18 protein-coding genes are annotated in these 17,505 nt (G+C 70.7%); 9 read left to right on the top strand and 9 right to left on the bottom strand.

Annotated features, from left to right (window positions below; all coding sequences use genetic code 11):
• The first annotated feature begins 244 nt into the window (after positions 1-244).
• The 5 genes from afsQ1 to OG303_RS20035 all read left to right on the top strand — a co-directional run bounded on the left by afsQ1 (position 245) and on the right by OG303_RS20035 (position 4,076).
• Complete coding sequence (afsQ1, locus tag OG303_RS20015) at positions 245-922, top strand: two-component system response regulator AfsQ1 (RefSeq protein WP_046261189.1); 678 nt, start codon at positions 245-247, stop codon at positions 920-922.
• Complete coding sequence (locus OG303_RS20020) at positions 919-2,502, top strand: ATP-binding protein (protein WP_405869771.1); 1,584 nt, start codon at positions 919-921, stop codon at positions 2,500-2,502. The genes afsQ1 and OG303_RS20020 overlap by 4 nt, the downstream gene beginning before the upstream one ends.
• Complete coding sequence (locus OG303_RS20025; protein WP_405869772.1) at positions 2,499-3,101, top strand: hypothetical protein; 603 nt, start codon at positions 2,499-2,501, stop codon at positions 3,099-3,101. Before OG303_RS20020 ends, OG303_RS20025 begins: the two co-directional genes overlap by 4 nt.
• 126 nt (positions 3,102-3,227) lie before the next feature.
• Positions 3,228-3,779, top strand: coding sequence for a VanZ family protein (locus OG303_RS20030; protein ID WP_405869773.1), 552 nt, complete (start codon positions 3,228-3,230; stop codon positions 3,777-3,779).
• A gap of 93 nt (positions 3,780-3,872) precedes the next feature.
• Positions 3,873-4,076 carry a PspC domain-containing protein gene (locus tag OG303_RS20035; protein ID WP_405869774.1) on the top strand — a complete coding sequence of 68 codons (204 nt, stop codon included), beginning with the start codon at positions 3,873-3,875 and terminating at the stop codon, positions 4,074-4,076.
• Positions 4,077-4,153: 77 nt separating this feature from the next.
• Here OG303_RS20035 and OG303_RS20040 read toward each other — a convergent pair whose 3' ends face one another.
• Together OG303_RS20040 and OG303_RS20045 are read right to left on the bottom strand one after the other, a co-directional pair.
• Positions 4,154-4,498 carry an ATP-binding protein gene (locus OG303_RS20040; protein WP_405869775.1) on the bottom strand — a complete coding sequence of 115 codons (345 nt, stop codon included), beginning with the start codon at positions 4,496-4,498 and terminating at the stop codon, positions 4,154-4,156.
• A gap of 140 nt (positions 4,499-4,638) precedes the next feature.
• On the bottom strand, positions 4,639-5,802 hold the full coding sequence (locus tag OG303_RS20045) for an adenosine deaminase (protein WP_405869776.1): 1,164 nt from the start codon (positions 5,800-5,802) through the stop codon (positions 4,639-4,641).
• A 113-nt stretch (positions 5,803-5,915) separates the two neighbouring features.
• Between OG303_RS20045 and OG303_RS20050 the strand changes: the two genes are divergently transcribed.
• Entirely contained in the window at positions 5,916-6,677 is a 762-nt protein-coding gene (locus OG303_RS20050) for a prolyl oligopeptidase family serine peptidase (protein WP_405869777.1), read from the top strand.
• A 32-nt stretch (positions 6,678-6,709) separates the two neighbouring features.
• Here OG303_RS20050 and OG303_RS20055 read toward each other — a convergent pair whose 3' ends face one another.
• Positions 6,710-7,672 carry a LysR substrate-binding domain-containing protein gene (locus OG303_RS20055; protein WP_405869778.1) on the bottom strand — a complete coding sequence of 321 codons (963 nt, stop codon included), beginning with the start codon at positions 7,670-7,672 and terminating at the stop codon, positions 6,710-6,712.
• A 63-nt stretch (positions 7,673-7,735) separates the two neighbouring features.
• On the opposite strand from OG303_RS20055, the gene OG303_RS20060 reads away from it, so the two are divergent.
• The gene (locus OG303_RS20060; protein ID WP_405869779.1) at positions 7,736-9,031 is read left to right on the top strand and encodes an MFS transporter; all 1,296 of its coding nucleotides are present in this window, start codon (positions 7,736-7,738) and stop codon (positions 9,029-9,031) included.
• 175 nt (positions 9,032-9,206) lie between these two features.
• Positions 9,207-10,235: a sigma-70 family RNA polymerase sigma factor gene (locus OG303_RS20065; RefSeq protein ID WP_405869780.1), complete on the top strand. Its 1,029-nt coding sequence runs from the start codon at positions 9,207-9,209 to the stop codon at positions 10,233-10,235.
• Here OG303_RS20065 and OG303_RS20070 read toward each other — a convergent pair.
• On the bottom strand, positions 10,119-10,505 hold the full coding sequence (locus OG303_RS20070) for an STAS domain-containing protein (protein WP_405869781.1): 387 nt from the start codon (positions 10,503-10,505) through the stop codon (positions 10,119-10,121). The two genes, OG303_RS20065 and OG303_RS20070, sit on opposite strands and share 117 nt — an antisense overlap.
• Positions 10,506-10,666: 161 nt before the next feature.
• On the opposite strand from OG303_RS20070, the gene OG303_RS20075 reads away from it, so the two are divergent.
• Complete coding sequence (locus tag OG303_RS20075; RefSeq protein WP_405869782.1) at positions 10,667-11,587, top strand: AEC family transporter; 921 nt, start codon at positions 10,667-10,669, stop codon at positions 11,585-11,587.
• Between the two features lie 152 nt (positions 11,588-11,739).
• Here the strand turns inward: OG303_RS20075 and OG303_RS20080 are convergent, their stop codons facing one another.
• The 5 genes from OG303_RS20080 to OG303_RS20100 all read right to left on the bottom strand — a co-directional run bounded on the left by OG303_RS20080 (position 11,740) and on the right by OG303_RS20100 (position 17,433).
• Positions 11,740-13,017, bottom strand: a complete 1,278-nt coding sequence (locus OG303_RS20080; protein ID WP_405877380.1) for a thymidine phosphorylase — start codon at positions 13,015-13,017, stop codon at positions 11,740-11,742.
• Between the two features lie 90 nt (positions 13,018-13,107).
• Positions 13,108-13,509, bottom strand: a complete 402-nt coding sequence (locus OG303_RS20085) for a cytidine deaminase (protein WP_405869783.1) — start codon at positions 13,507-13,509, stop codon at positions 13,108-13,110.
• On the bottom strand, positions 13,506-14,792 hold the full coding sequence (locus tag OG303_RS20090; RefSeq protein WP_405869784.1) for an ABC transporter permease: 1,287 nt from the start codon (positions 14,790-14,792) through the stop codon (positions 13,506-13,508). The genes OG303_RS20085 and OG303_RS20090 overlap by 4 nt, the downstream gene beginning before the upstream one ends.
• Positions 14,792-15,919 (bottom strand): ABC transporter permease, encoded by a 1,128-nt coding sequence (locus OG303_RS20095; protein WP_405869785.1) that lies wholly within the window; start codon positions 15,917-15,919, stop codon positions 14,792-14,794. The genes OG303_RS20090 and OG303_RS20095 overlap by 1 nt, the downstream gene beginning before the upstream one ends.
• Positions 15,916-17,433: an ABC transporter ATP-binding protein gene (locus tag OG303_RS20100; protein WP_405869786.1), complete on the bottom strand. Its 1,518-nt coding sequence runs from the start codon at positions 17,431-17,433 to the stop codon at positions 15,916-15,918. The genes OG303_RS20095 and OG303_RS20100 overlap by 4 nt, the downstream gene beginning before the upstream one ends.
• Positions 17,434-17,505: the final 72 nt, after the last annotated feature.

The following is a 17,505-nucleotide window of genomic DNA, read 5'->3' on the forward strand; positions in this document are numbered from 1 at the left end:
CCCGTCGTGGACTTCCGGTGTTCGGCTTGCTCAGGCGGTGGTTCCTTGCCTGTGCCGAGAAGCTTGCCCTCGCACCTTCATCGCCGTGTCCGCCGACTGTCACAGACCTGTCACAGGGGTCGGTCGTACGCGCGGCACAGCACGGTCACAGAAAAGAGCTGTACGTGCACTCGGAGCCCGCCCGGGCAGGCCCTGGATGTACAGGAGTCGAAACCCCACCCCACCATGGGCCAGAATGACCCCCGTGCCTTCCCTGTTGCTGATCGAAGACGACGACGCCATCCGTACGGCCCTGGAGCTGTCTCTTACGCGCCAGGGTCACCGGGTTGCCACCGCTGCCACCGGTGAGGACGGACTGAAGCTGCTGCGCGAGCAGCGTCCGGACCTGATCGTGCTGGACGTGATGCTGCCCGGCATCGACGGGTTCGAGGTGTGCCGGCGCATCCGGCGCACGGACCAGCTGCCGATCATCCTGCTGACCGCGCGCAGCGACGACATCGACATCGTCGTCGGACTGGAGTCCGGTGCCGACGACTATGTGGTCAAGCCGATCCAGGGGCGGGTGCTGGACGCCCGGATCCGGGCCGTACTACGGCGCGGGGAACGCGAGTCGACCGACGCGGCGAGCTTCGGCAGCCTGGTCATCGACCGCGCGGCGATGACCGTGACGAAGAACGGCGAGGACCTGCAGCTGACCCCGACCGAGCTCAGGCTGCTGCTCGAGCTGAGCCGGCGGCCCGGTCAGGCGCTGTCGAGGCAGCAGCTGCTGCGGCTGGTGTGGGAGCACGACTACCTCGGTGACTCCCGGCTGGTGGACGCGTGCGTGCAGCGGCTGCGCGCCAAGGTCGAGGACGTGCCGTCGTCCCCGACGCTGATCCGTACCGTGCGGGGCGTGGGCTACCGGCTGGACACGCCTCAGTGACACAAGTGCAGGGGGGGGTGCGCGGCTGGGCCGCGGCCCGCAGGGGTCATCTGTCACGGCTGCGCTTCACCAGTCTCCGGCTGCGTCTGGTCGTCGTCTTCGGCCTGGTGGCGCTCACCGCCGCCGTGTCCGCGTCCGGGATCGCGTACTGGCTCAACCGCGAGGCCGTGCTCACCCGCACCCAGGACGCGGTGCTCGGAGACTTCCGGCAGTCGATGCAGACCCGGGCGGGCACGCTGCCCGGGCACCCCTCGCAGGACGAACTGCAGCACACCGCGGGCCAGATGGCGAACAGCAGCCAGCGCTTCAGCGTGCTGCTCGTCGCGCAGGACGCCGACGGCAAGACCGTGTACGGCAGTTCGGACGGCCTGGACGGCTTCTCGCTGCAGGACGTGCCCGCCTCGCTGCGAGCCGCCGTGAACAAGAAGCAGCAGGTCGACTCCGGCAACAAGTACGCGTACCACCTGTACTGGCAGCGCGTCGTCGACCACGGCACCCCGTACCTGGTGGCCGGCACGAGGGTGATCGACGGCGGGGCGACCGGCTACATGCTCAAGTCGCTGGAGCCGGAGGCCAAGGACCTCAACTCCCTTGCCTGGTCGCTGGGGATCGCCACCGGGCTCGCGCTGGTCGGCTCGGCGCTGCTCGCGCAGGCCGCCGCCTCGACCGTACTGAAGCCCGTGCAGCGGCTGGGCGTGGCCGCCCGGCGGCTCGGCGAGGGCAAGCTGGACACCCGGCTGAGGGTGTCCGGGACGGATGAACTCGCCGACCTTTCAAGGACGTTCAACGACGCGGCCGCCGCGTTGGAGAAGCGTGTGGACGACATGGCCGGACGGGACGAGGCGTCACGGCGGTTCGTCGCGGACATGAGCCATGAACTCCGTACGCCGCTCACCGCGATCACCGCGGTGACGGAGATCCTGGAGGAGGAGCTCGAGGCGGAGTCCGGGTCCATGGACCCCATGATCGAGCCCGCCGTACGGCTCGTCGTGAGCGAGACCCGGCGGCTCAACGACCTCGTCGAGAACCTCATGGAGGTCACCCGCTTCGACGCGGGCACCGCACGGCTGGTCCTGGACGACGTCGACCTCGCCGACCAGATCACCGCCTGCATCGACGCCCGGGCCTGGCTGGACGCGGTGGACCTGGACGCCGAGCGCGGCATCCACGCCCGCCTCGACCCGCGCCGCCTGGACGTGATCCTGGCCAACCTGATCGGCAACGCGCTCAAGCACGGCGGATCGCCGGTGCGGGTGTCGGTACGGACGTCCGACGCGACGGGCGAGGCGGGCGCCGAGATCGTCATCGCCGTACGCGACCACGGCCCCGGCATCCCCGAGGACGTCCTGCCGCACGTCTTCGACCGCTTCTACAAGGCGAGCGCGTCCCGGCCGCGTTCCGAGGGCAGCGGCCTGGGCCTGTCCATCGCCATGGAGAACGCCCACATCCACGGCGGCGAGATCAGCGCCGCGAACTCCCCCGACGGGGGTGCGGTGTTCACGCTGCGGCTGCCGCGGGACGCGTCGGCGCTGACGGAGGAGACCGAGAAGGACACGGGGAAGGACCAGACCCCCTCATGACCGTACGACGCCTGCTGGCGCTCCCCGTCCTGGCCGCGCTGCTCACCGGGTGCGGCATCCGGGCCACCGAGGTACCGACGGACTTCGGGGCGGCGCCCTCGCAGGTGATGTGCTCGCTGGCCGAGCCGGACGTCTCCACGCAGGCCTCGCGGGGTCTGCCGGTGCAGGTCTTCCTGCTGTGCGGCTCGTCGCTGGTCGCCGTGGACCGGACGGTACGGGTCCCCGACGGCACCGCGGACTCGCAGCGGCGGGTGCTGGTGGCGCAGGGGCTGCTCGACCAGCTCGCGGCGACGCCCTCGCCCGCCGAGAAGGAGGCCGGGTACACGACGGACGTACGCGGCGGCATGAACGTGAGCGGCCCGCGCTCCGGCGACCCCGACGACACGCTCCGCCTGAGCAGCCCGCCCGACGACCTCACGTCCTACGCCCTCGCCCAGGTCGTGTGCACGTTCTCCGACTCGGCGGCGGCCGAGGGCGACGGCTCGGTCATCCTCGGCGGCCCCGGCCGCGAGCCGCTGCACCGCTACGAGTGCACGGACGAGGTCCGCTCCCGCCCGGGCACCGAGAAGCCGCCGGCCGGCCAGGTGACGGACGGCTGAGAGCCGGTACGCGGGTCCCGGCCGGGGCCGCCCGCGGGCTCTGCCGTACGGGTGTGGCGCAGGCCTCACCCAGGTGCCTGGGGACAAGGCGGAACCGATCGTGCCGAAGGCCGCGTCTAGGGGGGCGTGCAGCGTCAAGGCTCCATCGGCGGCAGCGCCGCGATCCGCATCCGTGTGACAGGGGGTGTCCTCCTCGTCGCACACCTCGCGTTCGTCGCCTGGCTCACGCTGCGTCCGCTGGACGTGCCCTGGGTGATGCCACCCAATCTGCGTCCGCTCGCCGGCATCCGGGCGGACCTCGCCCTGGGCGGGCCGGAGGCGGTCCGCCGCATCGGTGAGGGCCTCGGGCTCCTCGCACCGCTCGGCGTGCTGCTCCCGATGGCGCACGGCAGGCTCTGGGCCTTCCCGCTCGCCTCCCTGGTCCGTACGGCCGTCGCGGGCGCCCTGGTGTCCCTGGGCATCCTGCTGCTGCAGACCGGTGTGCCGGGCCGGGTCCCGGACATCGACTCGCTGCTCCTGAACACCGTGGGGGTGGCCCTCGCCCACCTCGCCGTCGTCCCGGCGGCCCGTTCCTGGCTCCGCCGCAGGTCGGAGCGCAAGGAACGCGCCGCCGTCCGCCAGGAGGAAGCGGCTCAGGGTCGGACCCCGACGTTTCCCAGGGTCGGCATCGCACCGTAGAGCGACGCTTTGCCCCCTTCGTCTCCGTAGCGTTGAAGGCAGATGAGGAAGCCGCACGGGCCGCCTCGTACCGACGCTCACGAAGGAGCCGCAATGACCGCCCTTGCCCGCCCCACCAACGGCCGCATGATCGGCGGAGTGTGCGCCGCGCTGGCACGGCGCTTCGGCACCTCCGCGACGACGATGCGCGTGATCTTCCTGCTCTCCTGCCTACTGCCGGGCCCGCAGTTCCTGATCTACATAGCGCTGTGGATCTTCCTGCCCTCGGAGGACAAGGCGGCCCACACCGCCTGGTGACCCTGGTCGTGCATACGCCGATGGGGCGCACCCCGTGTCCAAGGGGTGCGCCCCATCGGCGCGTTCAGTGGTGCGGGTCAGCCGAGCGGACCGGCGTGCACGGGCAGGCCGCCCGGCGACACCGGCAGACCGCCGAGCAGCCCGGAGACCGGCGTGGCCGGACCGTCGGCCAGCGCCTTCTGGGCGGCCGGCTGCGCGGCGGCCAGCCCCTTGGCGAGCGCGGGCTGACCCTGGGCCACCGCCGCCCCGGCACCCGGCAGCGCCTGGGAGACGTTCTCCGCCGGGAGGGTGCTGGTGACGGTGTCCAGCGCCCCGGAGGCGTCCGGAACCGCCGGGGCCGCGTTCGCGGCGCCCGCGCCCGTGGCGGCGAAGGCGGCACCGAGAGCGGCGACACCGAGGGTCTTGGCAGCAGACTGCTTCATGAAATGCGTCCTCGAAATGGGGTTACGGGGATTTGAGCGGTGTCCATGACCGTAAACATGCGCACCCGCCCGCCGCAAACATCGAAATGCGGACGGGTTGTGAATACCCGTCCGCATTCCACACACCCCGATATCCCCTGTCACCCCTCCGAAGGCACAGAACCGCTGGTGGAGGCGGTTTGCTGGAACAGCCATTCGGACTTCAGCTCGGCATATCCGGGCTTGACGACGTCATTGATCATCGCCAGTCGTTCATCGAAAGGAATGAACGCTGATTTCATCGCATTGACGGAGAACCACTGCATGTCGTCGAGCGTGTAACCGAAGGCGTCGACAAGGTGCTCGAATTCCCGACTCATACTGGTGCCGGACATGAGCCGATTGTCCGTATTCACGGTCGCACGGAAGTGCAATCGACGCAGCAGCCCGATCGGATGCTCGACATACGAGGCCGCCGCACCGGTCTGGAGGTTGGAGCTGGGGCACAGTTCGAGCGGGACACGCTTGTCCCGTACGTACGAGGCGAGCCGCCCGAGCTTCACCGAACCGTCGGCCTCCACCTGGATGTCGTCGATGATGCGCACGCCGTGGCCGAGCCGGTCGGCGCCGCACCACTGCAGGGCCTGCCAGATGGACGGCAGCCCGAAGGCCTCGCCTGCGTGGATGGTGAAGTGGTTGTTCTCGCGCTTGAGGTACTCGAAGGCGTCGAGGTGCCGGGTGGGCGGGTAACCGGCCTCCGCCCCCGCGATGTCGAAGCCGACTACGCCCAAGTCCCGGTAGCGGTTGGCGAGTTCCGCGATCTCCAGGGCACGGGCGGCGTGCCGCATGGCGGTGAGCAGGGCGCCGACACGGATCCGGTGACCGCTCGCCCGCGCCAGCTGCTCCCCTTCCCGGAAGCCCTCGTTGACGGCCTCGACAACCTCTTCGAGGCTGAGCCCGCCCTCCAGATGCTGCTCGGGGGCGTATCGCACCTCGGCGTACACGACGCCGTCCTCGGCGAGGTCCTCGGCGCACTCGCGGGCGACCCGGACCAGCGCGTCGCGGGTCTGCATGACGCCGACGGTGTGGGAGAAGGTCTCCAAGTACCGCTCCAGCGAACCGGAGTCGGCGGACTCCCGGAACCAGACGCCGAGTTTGTCGGGGTCGGTCTCCGGGAGACGGGAGTAGCCCGAGTCACGGGCGAGTTCGACGATCGTCCCCGGGCGGAGGCCGCCGTCGAGGTGGTCGTGCAGCAGAACCTTGGGGGCCCGGCGGATCTGGTCCGAGCTCGGGGTGTTCCCCTTCGGGGCAGTCTGGCTCGTCATTTCCGCACTCTAACTCCTACGCGCGTAGATCGCTCGCTGTACAACTCCGTCGATACGTAACGGTGACCGCAGGGACGGAGCGTGTACACCCACCCTTCTGACACTGTTCTGTCATGGCACACCAAGCGACGCCGGTTCGACGGGCCCGGCTGGGGAGGGCGCTCGGCCCGGAGCCGACGGCGGTGAGCGGAGTGGTTCTGCTGCTCCCCGGCGGCAACGAGGAGTCGGCCCGCAGACCGTCCCCCATGCTGGCGACCGCATCCGTACGCGCCCTGGGCCGACGCCTGGCCCGAGCGGGGCGGGAGGAGGGGCTCGCCACGCATGTCGTCCACTACCGCTACCGCGGCTGGAACGGCAGCGAGGCTCATCTGGCGCACGACGCGTCCTGGGCCGCGGATGAAGCCGTACGCCTGTACGGGGACGTGACCGTCTGCCTCGCCGGCGTCGACATGGGCGGCCGGGCCGCTCTGCGCGCGGGCGGGCACGAGGCCGTCAACTCCGTGCTGGCGATCGCCCCTTGGCTGCCGGAGGAGGACGTCGCGGCCTCGCCTGAACCGGTGAAGCAGCTGGTGGGGCGGCGGGTACTGATCGTGCACGGCACGCACGACGAGCGGACCGATCCCGAGTTGTCGTTCCGGTTGGCGACCCGGGCGAAGAAGGCGAACCGGGATGTGTGCCGGTTCGAAGTGCACGCCGACGGCCATGGGTTGAACCAGTACCGGAGTGAAGTGCACGCGCTGGCACAGGACTTCGTGATGGGGGCGCTGTTCGGGCGTTCCTTCTCACGGCCGGTGGAGGACGCGCTGGCGGCTCCGCCTCCGCTGGGCCTGCGGATGCCGTTGGCTGCGGGGTTCGGCAAGTCGTTGCGCCGGTGAGCGCGCCCTTCGGGTGGCCGGTGGGCGCGCCTTCAGGTGGGCAGCAGGCTTCCCCTTCTCGAGAGCAGGAACTTCTTGAAGGCGGCCACCGGCGGTGTGTCCGGGTGGCCGTCGAGCCAGGCGACGCCGATCTCTCTCGCCGCCTTCGGAGCGGTGACCGTCAGGTCCACAACTCCCGGACGGGGAAAGACGGGTGGGGGCAGGAGGGCGACTCCGAGCCCCGCCGCCACCAGGCCCCGTAGCGTCTCCGCCTCCTCGCCCTCGAAGGCGACCCGGGGACGGAAGCCGGCCTCCTTGCACAGGTCGTCGGTGATGCGGCGCAGGCCGTAGCCGGGTTCGAGGGTCACGAAGGTCTCGTCGGCCGCTTCCGTCAGGCGGATGCGTCTGCGGGCCGCGAGGCGGTGGTCGGCGGGGACGACCAGGCGGAGTTTCTGTTCGTCGAGGCGGCGGGCCACGAGGTCGGGGGCGTCCGGGACCGGGGCGGTCAGGCACAGGTCGAGCTCCCCCGCCCGCAGCTTCTCCAGCATCGCCTCGCCGTGGTTCTGGACGAGGCTGAAGCGGACGCGGGGGTGGTCGACCCGGAAAGCCTGGATCAGGCCCGGGACCGTCTCCGCGCCCATGGTGTGGAGGAAGCCGAAGGCGACCTTGCCGGTGGCGGGGTCGGCGTCGGCGCGGACCTCGTCGGCGGCGCGCTCGATCTCCGCGAGGGCGCGTTCGACGGAGCCGAGGAAGGTGCGGCCGGCCGGGGTGAGGGAGACGGTGCGGCCGCGGCGGGCGAACAGGTCGACGCCCAGGTCCTGTTCGAGGCGGGCCATGGCCCGGGAGAGGGTGGACTGCGGGACCTGCATCTCGTGGGCGGCGCGCGTGACGTGCTCGGTGCGGGCGACGCCGGCGAAGTGGGCGAGCCGCGGGGCGAGCAGCGTGACGATGCCGTCGGTGTCTTTTGTGTCACTGGACGGTGACAGGCGAGCCTGTGACCTCTGCTGATGCACCATGGGAACGATTATGACGATTCCATGCATTGGACGGATGAGCGGGGCCGTACGTAGCTTCGAGGCATGTCTCCCGCCAGTACCGGGGCGTCCACCGTCGTGGACGCCGCACCGCAGGTTCCCGCTTCCGACTCCCGTTTGACCCCGGGCGGCCCCGGCTACCGCCGGATGAGCTTCGCCCTCTTCCTCGCGGGGGTCGCGACCTTCGCACTGCTCTACTCCACACAGGCTCTGCTGCCGCTGATCTCGGGCGAGTTCGGGGTGGCGGCGAGCGACGCGAGCTGGACGGTGGCGGCGGCGACCGGTGGTCTGGCGCTGTTCGTCCTTCCGATGAGCGCGCTGTCGGAGCGGTTCGGCCGCCGTACGGTGATGACGGCGTCGCTGGCGGTCGCCGTGACGGTGGGGCTCCTGGTCCCCTTCGCGCCCTCGCTGACCGCGCTGGTCGTGCTGCGGGCGGTGCAGGGGGCGGCGCTGGCCGGGCTTCCGGCGTCCGCGACCGCGTACCTGGCCGAGGAGGTCAGGCCCAAGGCGCTGGTCACGGCGATCGGTCTGTTCGTGGCGGGCAACAGCGTCGGCGGGATGAGCGGCCGGGTCATCACCGGGTGGGTCGCGCAGGAGTGGGGCTGGCGGGTCGCGGTGGGCGTGATCGGCGGGATCGCGGTGGCGTGTGCGGTCGCGTTCCGGCTGCTGCTGCCCGCTCCGCGTCACTTCAAGACGGGCTCGCTGCGTCCGCGGGTCCTGGCGGGTACGGTCCGCGACCATCTGTCCAACCCGCTGCTGCGCCGGCTGTACGCGATCGGCGCGCTGTTCATGACGGTGTTCGGCGGGGTCTACACGGTGATCGGCTACCGCCTGACGGAGGCGCCGTTCTCCCTGCCGCAGGGCATCATCGGGTCGATCTTCCTGGTGTACCTGGTCGGTACGGTGTCGGCGTCGACGGCGGGACGACTGGTGGGTCGTCTCGGCCGCCGTGGGGCCCTGTACCTGGGCGGCGGTACGACGGCGGCGGGCCTGCTGCTGTCCCTGGCGGACTCCCTGCCGCTGGTCCTGCTGGGCCTGGTCCTGATCACCGCGGGCTTCTTCGCGGGCCACGCCGTCGCCTCCTCGGCGGTCAGCAAGACGGCGACGCAGGGGCGCGCCCAGGCGTCGGCGCTGTACCAGTCGGCGTACTACATCGGATCCAGCGCGGGCAGCACGGTGGGGGCGATCGCCTTCCACGCGGGCGGCTGGGCCGGAACGGTGGGGGTCGGGCTGCTGGCGGTGCTGGGCGTGGTGACGATCACGGTGGCCGGGACACGGGCGGCGCGGGTCACCGCGCGGCGGGAGCGCCGGTCCGCGTCCATCAGCCCGTCCGGCGTCTGAGGACGAGGCCCTTCGGGCCGAACGGAGGTCCGGGGGGCAGCGCCCCCTGGCGACAGCAGGCCCCACCCACCTGCACGTTTCCCCGCTCGGCACGCCATTGTCAGTGGCCTGCGCTAGCTTCGAACGTGCTGGGCGCAAAGGCGCGCGACAGGAATGCCACAGGGGTGGGTGGACGATGAGCGACGGTACGGCTACGACCACGACGACAGATCTCGACGTCAGGCTCGAGAAACACCGCGTCGAGCTGACGGGGTACTGCTACCGCATGCTCGGCTCCTCCTTCGAGGCCGAGGACGCGGTGCAGGACACGATGGTCCGCGCCTGGCGCAGCTACGAGAAGTTCGAGGGCCGCTCCAGCCTCCGTTCCTGGCTGTACCGGATCGCGACGAACGTCTGCCTGGACATGCTGACCGCCGGCAACAAGCGCGCCCGCCCGATGGACCTGAGCGAGTCCACGCCCCTCGCCCAGGCCGCCCTCTCCCCCCGCCCCGACAACACGTGGCTCGAGCCGATGCCGGACACCCGTGTGCTGCCGGCCGTCGAGGACCCCGCGGAAGCCGCCGTCGCCAAGGAATCCGTGCGGCTCGCCTTCATGGCGGCCCTGCAGCAGCTGCCGCCCAAGCAGCGCGCGGTGCTGATCCTGCGCGAGGTGCTGGCCTGGAAGGCGAGCGAGGTCTCCGAGCTGCTCGACACGTCGGTCGCGTCGGTCAACAGCGCACTGCAGCGGGCCCGTGCCACCCTCGCCGAGCGCGAGCAGAGCGACAAGGGCACCGCCGCGGCCGTCTCCGACCCGCTCGACGAGGAACAGCAGAAACTCCTCGACCGCTATGTGGCGGCCTTCGAGGGCTACGACATGGCCGCGCTGACGGCGCTGCTGCACGAGGACGCCGTGATGACGATGCCGCCGTTCGACCTGTGGCTGACAGGCCACGACGACATCACCGGCTTCATGACGACCCTGGGCTCGGCCTGCGAGGGCTCCCGCCTGCTGCCGGTCCGGGTCAACGGCCTGCCGGGGTTCGCCCAGTACAAGCCGGACCCGGACAAGGGCGGCTTCAGCCCGTGGGCGGTGCAGGTGCTGGAGATATCAGACGGCGGGCTCACCGGGTTCCACTTCTTCCTCGACACGCAGCGCTGGTTCCCGCTGTTCGGCCTGCCCCTCCATCTCGAAGCGGAGCCCGACCAGGTCGAGGAGGGCGTGTAGGGAGGGGGCGGGGTCGCGCAGCCGTATCCGGCCCCCGGCCCGGCGGGCGGCCAGCTCCAGCCGGGCCAGCAGGTCCACGGCACCGAGCCCGGGCGGCCCGATCGCGGCGACGTCGACCACCACGGTCCCGCCGCCGGTGGACTCCAGCAGCGCGCGCACGTCGTCGCACAGCCCGGTCACCTCGTCACGGGTGACGGGGCCTGGCAGCACGAGTACGGCGGGTGTCATGAAGTCCACGAGCGGTAGACCGGGCGGGCGGACGGAACTCATCGGGGTGCGCAGGCCCGCGTTCCCCGTCGTCCCCCCGCGGTTGTCCGCCGACCGGGATCACATTGACCCGCTCCCCTCCTTCCCCGGAGGGTTGGGTGTATGCCCCAAGCATCAGCACCGCCCTGGATACCCGACGGCCGCCTCCTCGCCAAGGAGACGCCGTGCAGGGAGTGCTGACGGGCTTCGCGGTCATCGCGGTCGTCATCGGCGTCGGCTATGTGATCGGACTGCGGGGTCACCTCGGCGAACACGGCCGCGAGGTGCTCACCAAGCTCGCCTTCCACGTGGCCTCCCCCGCCCTGCTGTTCACGACCCTCGCACAGGCCGACCTGTCGGTGATCTTCTCCAGCCGGCTCCTGGTCACGGCGATGAGTACGGCCGCGGCGGCCGGAGTCTTCGTCGCGATCGGTGTCGTACGGGGCTGGGGCGTGGGCCGCACCACGATCGGCGCCCTGTGCTCCAGTTACGTCAACTCGGGCAACCTCGGCATCCCGATCGCCGTGTACGTGCTGGGCGACGCCTCGCTGGTGGCGCCGGTGCTGCTGTTCCAGATCATCGCGGTCACGCCGATCGCCCTGACGATCCTGGACCTGTCGGGCAAGGGCGAGAAGGGCCCGCTCTGGCTGCGGCTGCTCACCCCGCTGCGCAACCCGATCGCGGTGGGCTCGCTCGCCGGGGTGGCGGTCGCCGCGACCGGTGTCCATGTCCCGGATCCGGTCATGGACCCCCTGACCCTGATCGGCAACATGTCGGTGCCGGCGGTCCTGCTGGCCTTCGGCATCTCCCTGTGCGGCAGCACGATGCCGGGGCGGGGCGCCGACCGGAACCCGGTGTTTCTCTCGGTCGCGCTGAAGTCGGTGGGCCAGCCGCTGGTGGCCTGGGCGCTGGCGGCGGGGGTGTTCGGGCTGCACAGCGCCCAACTGCTCGACGTGGTGGTGACGTCGGCGCTGCCGGCCGCGCAGAATCTGTACACGTACGCGAGTCGGTACCGCGTGGCGGAGGGGCTGGCGCGGGACTCGATCCTGCTGTCCACGGTGCTGTCGGTGCCGGTGCTGGTGGTCGTCGCCGCCCTGCTCGGCTGAACCCGCCCGGGCCGGAATGGCAGTCACCGAAGGCCGGAGCCGGTCCTTGGCCGATCCGGCCAGTCCTTGAAGGACGAAGGGGCCGGATCAGGAACGACGAAGGGGCCGGCCCCGCAAGGCGGACAGGCCCCTTCGTCCACCACTCGGCATCGTCAGGCGATGCGCTCCAGGACCACCGGCGACGCCGTGAAGGACGTCCCCGCCGCCCCGATGTCGTAAGAGCCCTCCACCGCCTGCAGCGCGTACTCGAAGCGCTCGGGGGTGTCGGTGTGCAGGGTCAGCAGGGGCTGGCCCTCGGTCACCGTGTCGCCCGGCTTCGCGTGCATCTCCACGCCCGCTCCCGCCTGCACCGGGTCCTCCTTGCGGGCGCGCCCCGCGCCCAGGCGCCAGGCGGCGACGCCGATGTCGTAGGCGTCGAGGCGGGTCAGGACACCCGCGGTCGGGGCCTTGATGACGTGCTGTTCCTTCGACGTGGGCAGGGTCGCGTCCGGGTCGCCGCCCTGGGCCGCGATCATGCGGCGCCAGACGTCCATCGCGGAGCCGTCGGCCAGGGCCTTCGCCGGGTCGGCGTCCTTCACTCCGGCCGCGTCCAGCATTTCGCGGGCCAGGGCAATGGTCAGTTCCACTACGTCCGACGGGCCGCCGCCGGCAAGGACCTCCACCGACTCGCGGACCTCCAGCGCGTTGCCCGCGGTCAGGCCCAGCGGGGTCGACATGTCCGTCAGGAGCGCGACCGTCTTCACACCGTGGTCGTTGCCGAGGCCCACCATCGTCGAGGCCAGTTCGCGGGCGTCCTCGATGGTCTTCATGAAGGCGCCCGTGCCGACCTTCACGTCCAGGACCAGGGAGCCCGTACCCTCCGCGATCTTCTTCGACATGATCGACGAGGCGATCAGGGGGATCGCCTCGACCGTGCCCGTGACGTCGCGGAGCGCGTACAGCTTCTTGTCCGCGGGGGCCAGGCCGTCGCCCGCCGCGCAGATCACCGCGCCGGTCGTGTCGAGGACGCTCAGCATCTCCTCGTTCGAGAGCAGGGCCCGCCAGCCGGGAATCGACTCCAGCTTGTCCAGCGTGCCGCCGGTGTGGCCCAGGCCGCGGCCCGACAGCTGTGGGACCGCCGCACCGCAGGCCGCCACCAGGGGCGCCAGCGGGAGAGTGATCTTGTCGCCGACGCCGCCCGTCGAGTGCTTGTCGGCCGTCGGGCGGGACAGGGACGAGAACTCCATGCGCTCGCCGGAGGCGATCATCGCCGCCGTCCAGCGGGCGATCTCGCGGCGGTTCATGCCGTTGAGCAGGATGGCCATCGCTAGCGCGGACATCTGCTCGTCGGCGACCTCCCCGCGGGTGTACGCGTCGATGACCCAGTCGATCTGCTCGTCGCTGAGCTCGCCGCGGTCCCGCTTGGTGCGGATGACGGAGATGGCGTCCATGGCCATGACTTGGCTTCCTTCCGAGGGTCCAGAAGTCGTACGGCCCCTCTGAGCCGGTCGCTTGAGCAACTCAGAGGGGCCGCACGGGAGTTACTTGGTGAGATGGCCCGGCCCGAAGGCCTGCGGCAACATCTGGGACAGCGGCAGGATGCCCGCCGGGGTCTCCAGCAGCAGGTCCGGGCCGCCGAACTCATGGAGCAGCTGGCGGCAGCGGCCGCACGGGACCAGGATCTCGCCGTGCCCGTCGACGCAGGTGAAGTGCGTCAGCCGGCCACCGCCGGTCCGCTGCAGCTCCGAGACCAGCCCGCACTCGGCGCACAGGCCGAGGCCGTACGAGGCGTTCTCGACGTTGCAGCCGGAGACCGTGCGGCCGTCGTCGACCAGGGCGGCGACCCCGACGGGGTAGCCCGAGTAGGGGGCGTACGCATGGGACATGGCCTCGCGGGCCAGCTCGCGCAGCGCCTCCCAGTCGACGTCGGCCGGCGGGGTCACTTGCCCTGGCCCTTCCGATAGCGCATGCCGTCGGCCTTGGGCATCCGCAGGCGCTGCGCGGACAGCGACAGCACGAGCAGCGTGACGACGTACGGCGTGGCACCCACGAAGTCGCTCGGCACCTCGTCGGTGACCAGGTACCAGACCAGGACGAGCGCGGCGACCATGAGGCTGATCCCGCCCTGCCAGTGCGCCTTCTTGTACAGCTTCCAGCCGGCCAGGCCCATCAGGAGCACGACCAGCAGGAGCAGCAGCGCGTGGACGGTGTCGCCGCCGTTGCGCAGCTGCAGCGCGTCGGAGTAGCCGAACAGGCCCGCGCCCATGGCGAGTCCGCCCGGCCGCCAGTTGCCGAAGATCATGGCTGCGAGACCGATGTAGCCGCGTCCGCCGGTCTGGTTCTCCAGGTAGGTGTGCGAGGTGACCAGCGCGAGGAAGGCGCCACCGAGGCCGGCGAGACCGCCGGAGACCGCCACGGCCACGTACTTGTACTTGTAGACGTTGACGCCGAGGGACTCGGCGGCGATCGGGTTCTCGCCGCAGGAGCGCAGGCGCAGACCGAACGGGGTGCGCCACAGCAGCCACCAGCTGCCGACGAACAGCAGCATGGCGAAGAGCGTCACCACGGACAGGTCGGTGACCAGGCCGCCGAGGATGCCGGCGATGTCCGAGATCAGGAACCAGTGGTGGTTCTCGAGGGACTTGAGGCCGTCCGACAGGCCCGGCACGTCGATGTTGGGCAGCGAGTCCACGGGCGGGGACTGCTTGGGGTTGCCGCCCGCGTCGGCCGCCTTGCCCTCGGAGAAGAAGAGCTTGGCGAGGTACTGGGTGGTGCCGAGCGCGAGCAGGTTGACCGCCACACCGGAGATGATGTGGTCGACGCCGAAGGTGATGGTCGCGACCGCGTGCACCAGGCCGCCGAGGACGCCGAAGCCGACGCCGCACAGCAGGCCCAGCCACGGGTTGGACTGCCAGCCGATCCAGCCGGCGCCGAAGGTGCCGAGGATCATCATGCCCTCGAGGCCGATGTTGACCACACCGGAGCGCTCGGACCAGAGGCCCGCGAGACCGGCCAGACCGATCGGCACGGCGAGGCCGAGCGCGGCCGAGACCTGGCCCTCGGAGGTGAGCTGGTCGGAGCCGGTGATGACGCGGACCGCGGCGACGAGCAGCAGCGCACCGGCGACGATCATGAGGATCTGGCCGGTCGAGCGGCCCGAGCGGCCGCGTTCGGTGTCCGCCTTGGGAGCCGCGGGGGGCGGCGTGTCGGTCATCGTGGCAGTCATCACGCCACCTCCTGCTTCTTGGTCGGGGCAGCGGCCTGGGCGGCGAGCTCGGCGCCGACGCGCTGCTGCTGGCGCTTGAGGCCGTAGCGGCGTACGAGCTCGTAGGCGATCACGACGGACAGGACGATGACGCCCTGGATGACGCCGAGGATCTCCTTGTCGTAGCCCTCGAACTCCAGGTGGTTGGTGGTGCGTTCCAGGAAGCCCCACAGGAGGGCGCCCAGCGCGATGCCGACGGGGTTGTTGCGGCCGAGCAGCGCGATGGCGATGCCGGTGAAGCCGATGCCCGACGGGAAGTCGTTGCTGAACTGGTGGCTGTCGTTGAGCAGGGTCGGCATGCCGATCAGACCGGCCACCGCACCCGAGATGACCATGCTGGTGGCGATCATCTTCTTGACGGAGACACCGCTCGCGGTGGCCGCGCTCTCGGACTGGCCGACGCTACGCAGGTCGAAGCCGAAGCGGGTGCGGCCGAGCACGAACCAGTACGCGACGCCGATGATCACGGCGATGACGATGAAGCCCCACAGCTCGCCGGCCGCGCCCGTGTTGATCTGGAAGAAGTACGAGGACTCCGGCAGCGGTTTGGTGGAGATGACCGTGCCGCCGCTCTGCAGCTCGGCGAGCTTCCCGGGCTGCAGCAGGTAGGCGATGATCGCGGTCGCGATCGAGTTCAGCATGATCGTCGAGATGACCTCGCTGACGCCTCGGGTCACCTTGAGCACGCCCGCGATGCCCGCCCACAGGGCGCCGGTCGCCATGGCGCACAGGATGATCAGCGGGATGGCGATCCAGCCGGGCACGGTCAGCGCGCCGCCGAGGACGGCGGCGAAGAACGCGGCGATGCGGTACTGGCCGTCGACACCGATGTTGAACAGGTTCATACGGAAGCCGATGGCCACCGAGACACCGGCCAGGTAGTACGTCGTCGCCTTGTTCAGGATGTAGACCTGGCTGTCGCTGGCGCTGCCGTAGGTCACCATGTCGCTGAAGGCGGCGCCCGGGTTCTTGCCGGTGGCGAGGATGACCAGGGCGGTGACGACGACCGCGGCGACGATGGCCAGCAGCGGCGCCGCGATGCCGAGGAGCAGCCGCTCCTTGTCGATGCGTTGGGTCAGCTTGTTCATCGGGCGTCGTCCTCTGTGCTCTCCGGGCCGGAGGCCTCTGTGTGCTCCAGGTGGCCGGTGGCCGCACCCGTCATGGCGGAGCCCAGCTCCTCGGGGGTGATGGTGGCGGGGTCGGCGTCGGCGACCAGTCGGCCGCGGTACATCACCCGCAGGGTGTCGGAGAGCCCGATGAGCTCGTCCAGGTCGGCGGAGATCAGCAGCACGGCCAGGCCCTCGCGGCGGGCCTCGCGGATGTGGTCCCAGATCGCGGCCTGCGCGCCGACGTCCACACCACGGGTGGGGTGGGCGGCGATGAGCAGCTTGGGCGCGTGGCTCATCTCGCGGCCGACGATCAGCTTCTGCTGGTTGCCGCCGGAGAGGGAGGCGGCGGTGACGTCGATGCCGGGAGTACGGACGTCGTACGCCTGGATGACGCGCTGGGTGTCGGTGCGGGCCCCCTTGATGTCGAGGAGCTGGCCGCGGGAGTTGGGCCTCTCGGTGACGTGGCCGAGGATGCGGTTCTCCCACAGCGGGGCCTCGAGGAGCAGGCCGTGGCGGTGGCGGTCCTCGGGGATGTAGCCGACGCCGGCCTCGCGGCGGTGGCGGGTGGGGGTGTGGGAGATGTCGGTGCCGTCGAGGGTGATGACGCCCGCGTCGGGGTCGCGGATGCCCATGATCGCCTCGACCAGCTCGGACTGGCCGTTGCCCTCCACACCGGCGATGCCGAGGACCTCGCCCTTGTGGATGGTGAGGGAGATCGCGTCGAGGATGATGCGCTCGATGCCGTCGAGGTCGGTCTGGCTCAGGTGCAGCTTGTCGATCTCGAGCAGCGGGACGTCCGTGACCGTCGACTCCTGGGTCTCCGGCGTGGGCAGTTCGCTGCCGACCATCAGCTCGGCGAGCTGCTTGGGGGTGGTGCCGGCCGGCTCGACCGTGCCGACGGTGGTGCCGCGGCGGATGACGGTGATCTCGTCGGCCACGGACAGGACTTCGCCCAGCTTGTGGGAGATGAAGATGACGGTGAGGCCCTCGGCCTTGAGCTCGCGCAGGTTGTCGAAGAGCGCTTCGACCTCCTGCGGCACGAGCACGGCGGTGGGCTCGTCGAGGATGAGGGTCTTGGCGCCGCGGTAGAGGACCTTGAGGATCTCCACGCGCTGGCGGTCGGCGACGCCGAGCTCCTCCAGCAGGACGTCGGGCCGTACGTTCAGCCCGTAGGCGTCCGAGATCTCCTTGATCTTCGTGCGCGCCTTGGCGCCGATGCCGTACAGCTTCTCCGCGCCCAGGACGACGTTCTCCAGGACGGTGAGGTTGTCGGCGAGCATGAAGTGCTGGTGCACCATGCCGATGCCGCGGGCGATGGCGTCGGCGGGGTTGCTGAAGGTGACCCGCTCGCCGTTCACCGTGATCGTGCCCTCGTCCGGCTGCTGCATGCCGTAGAGGATCTTCATCAGGGTGGATTTGCCGGCGCCGTTCTCACCGCACAGGGCATGGACGGTGCCCGTACGGACGGTGATGTCGATGTCCTTGTTGGCCACGACACCGGGGAATCGCTTGGTGATGCCGCGCAGTTCGACGGCAGCGGGAGGGCTGGACGCGTTGATGGCGCA

This window comes from Streptomyces sp. NBC_00005 (assembly GCF_045160215.1).
Classification (GTDB): domain Bacteria; phylum Actinomycetota; class Actinomycetes; order Streptomycetales; family Streptomycetaceae; genus Streptomyces.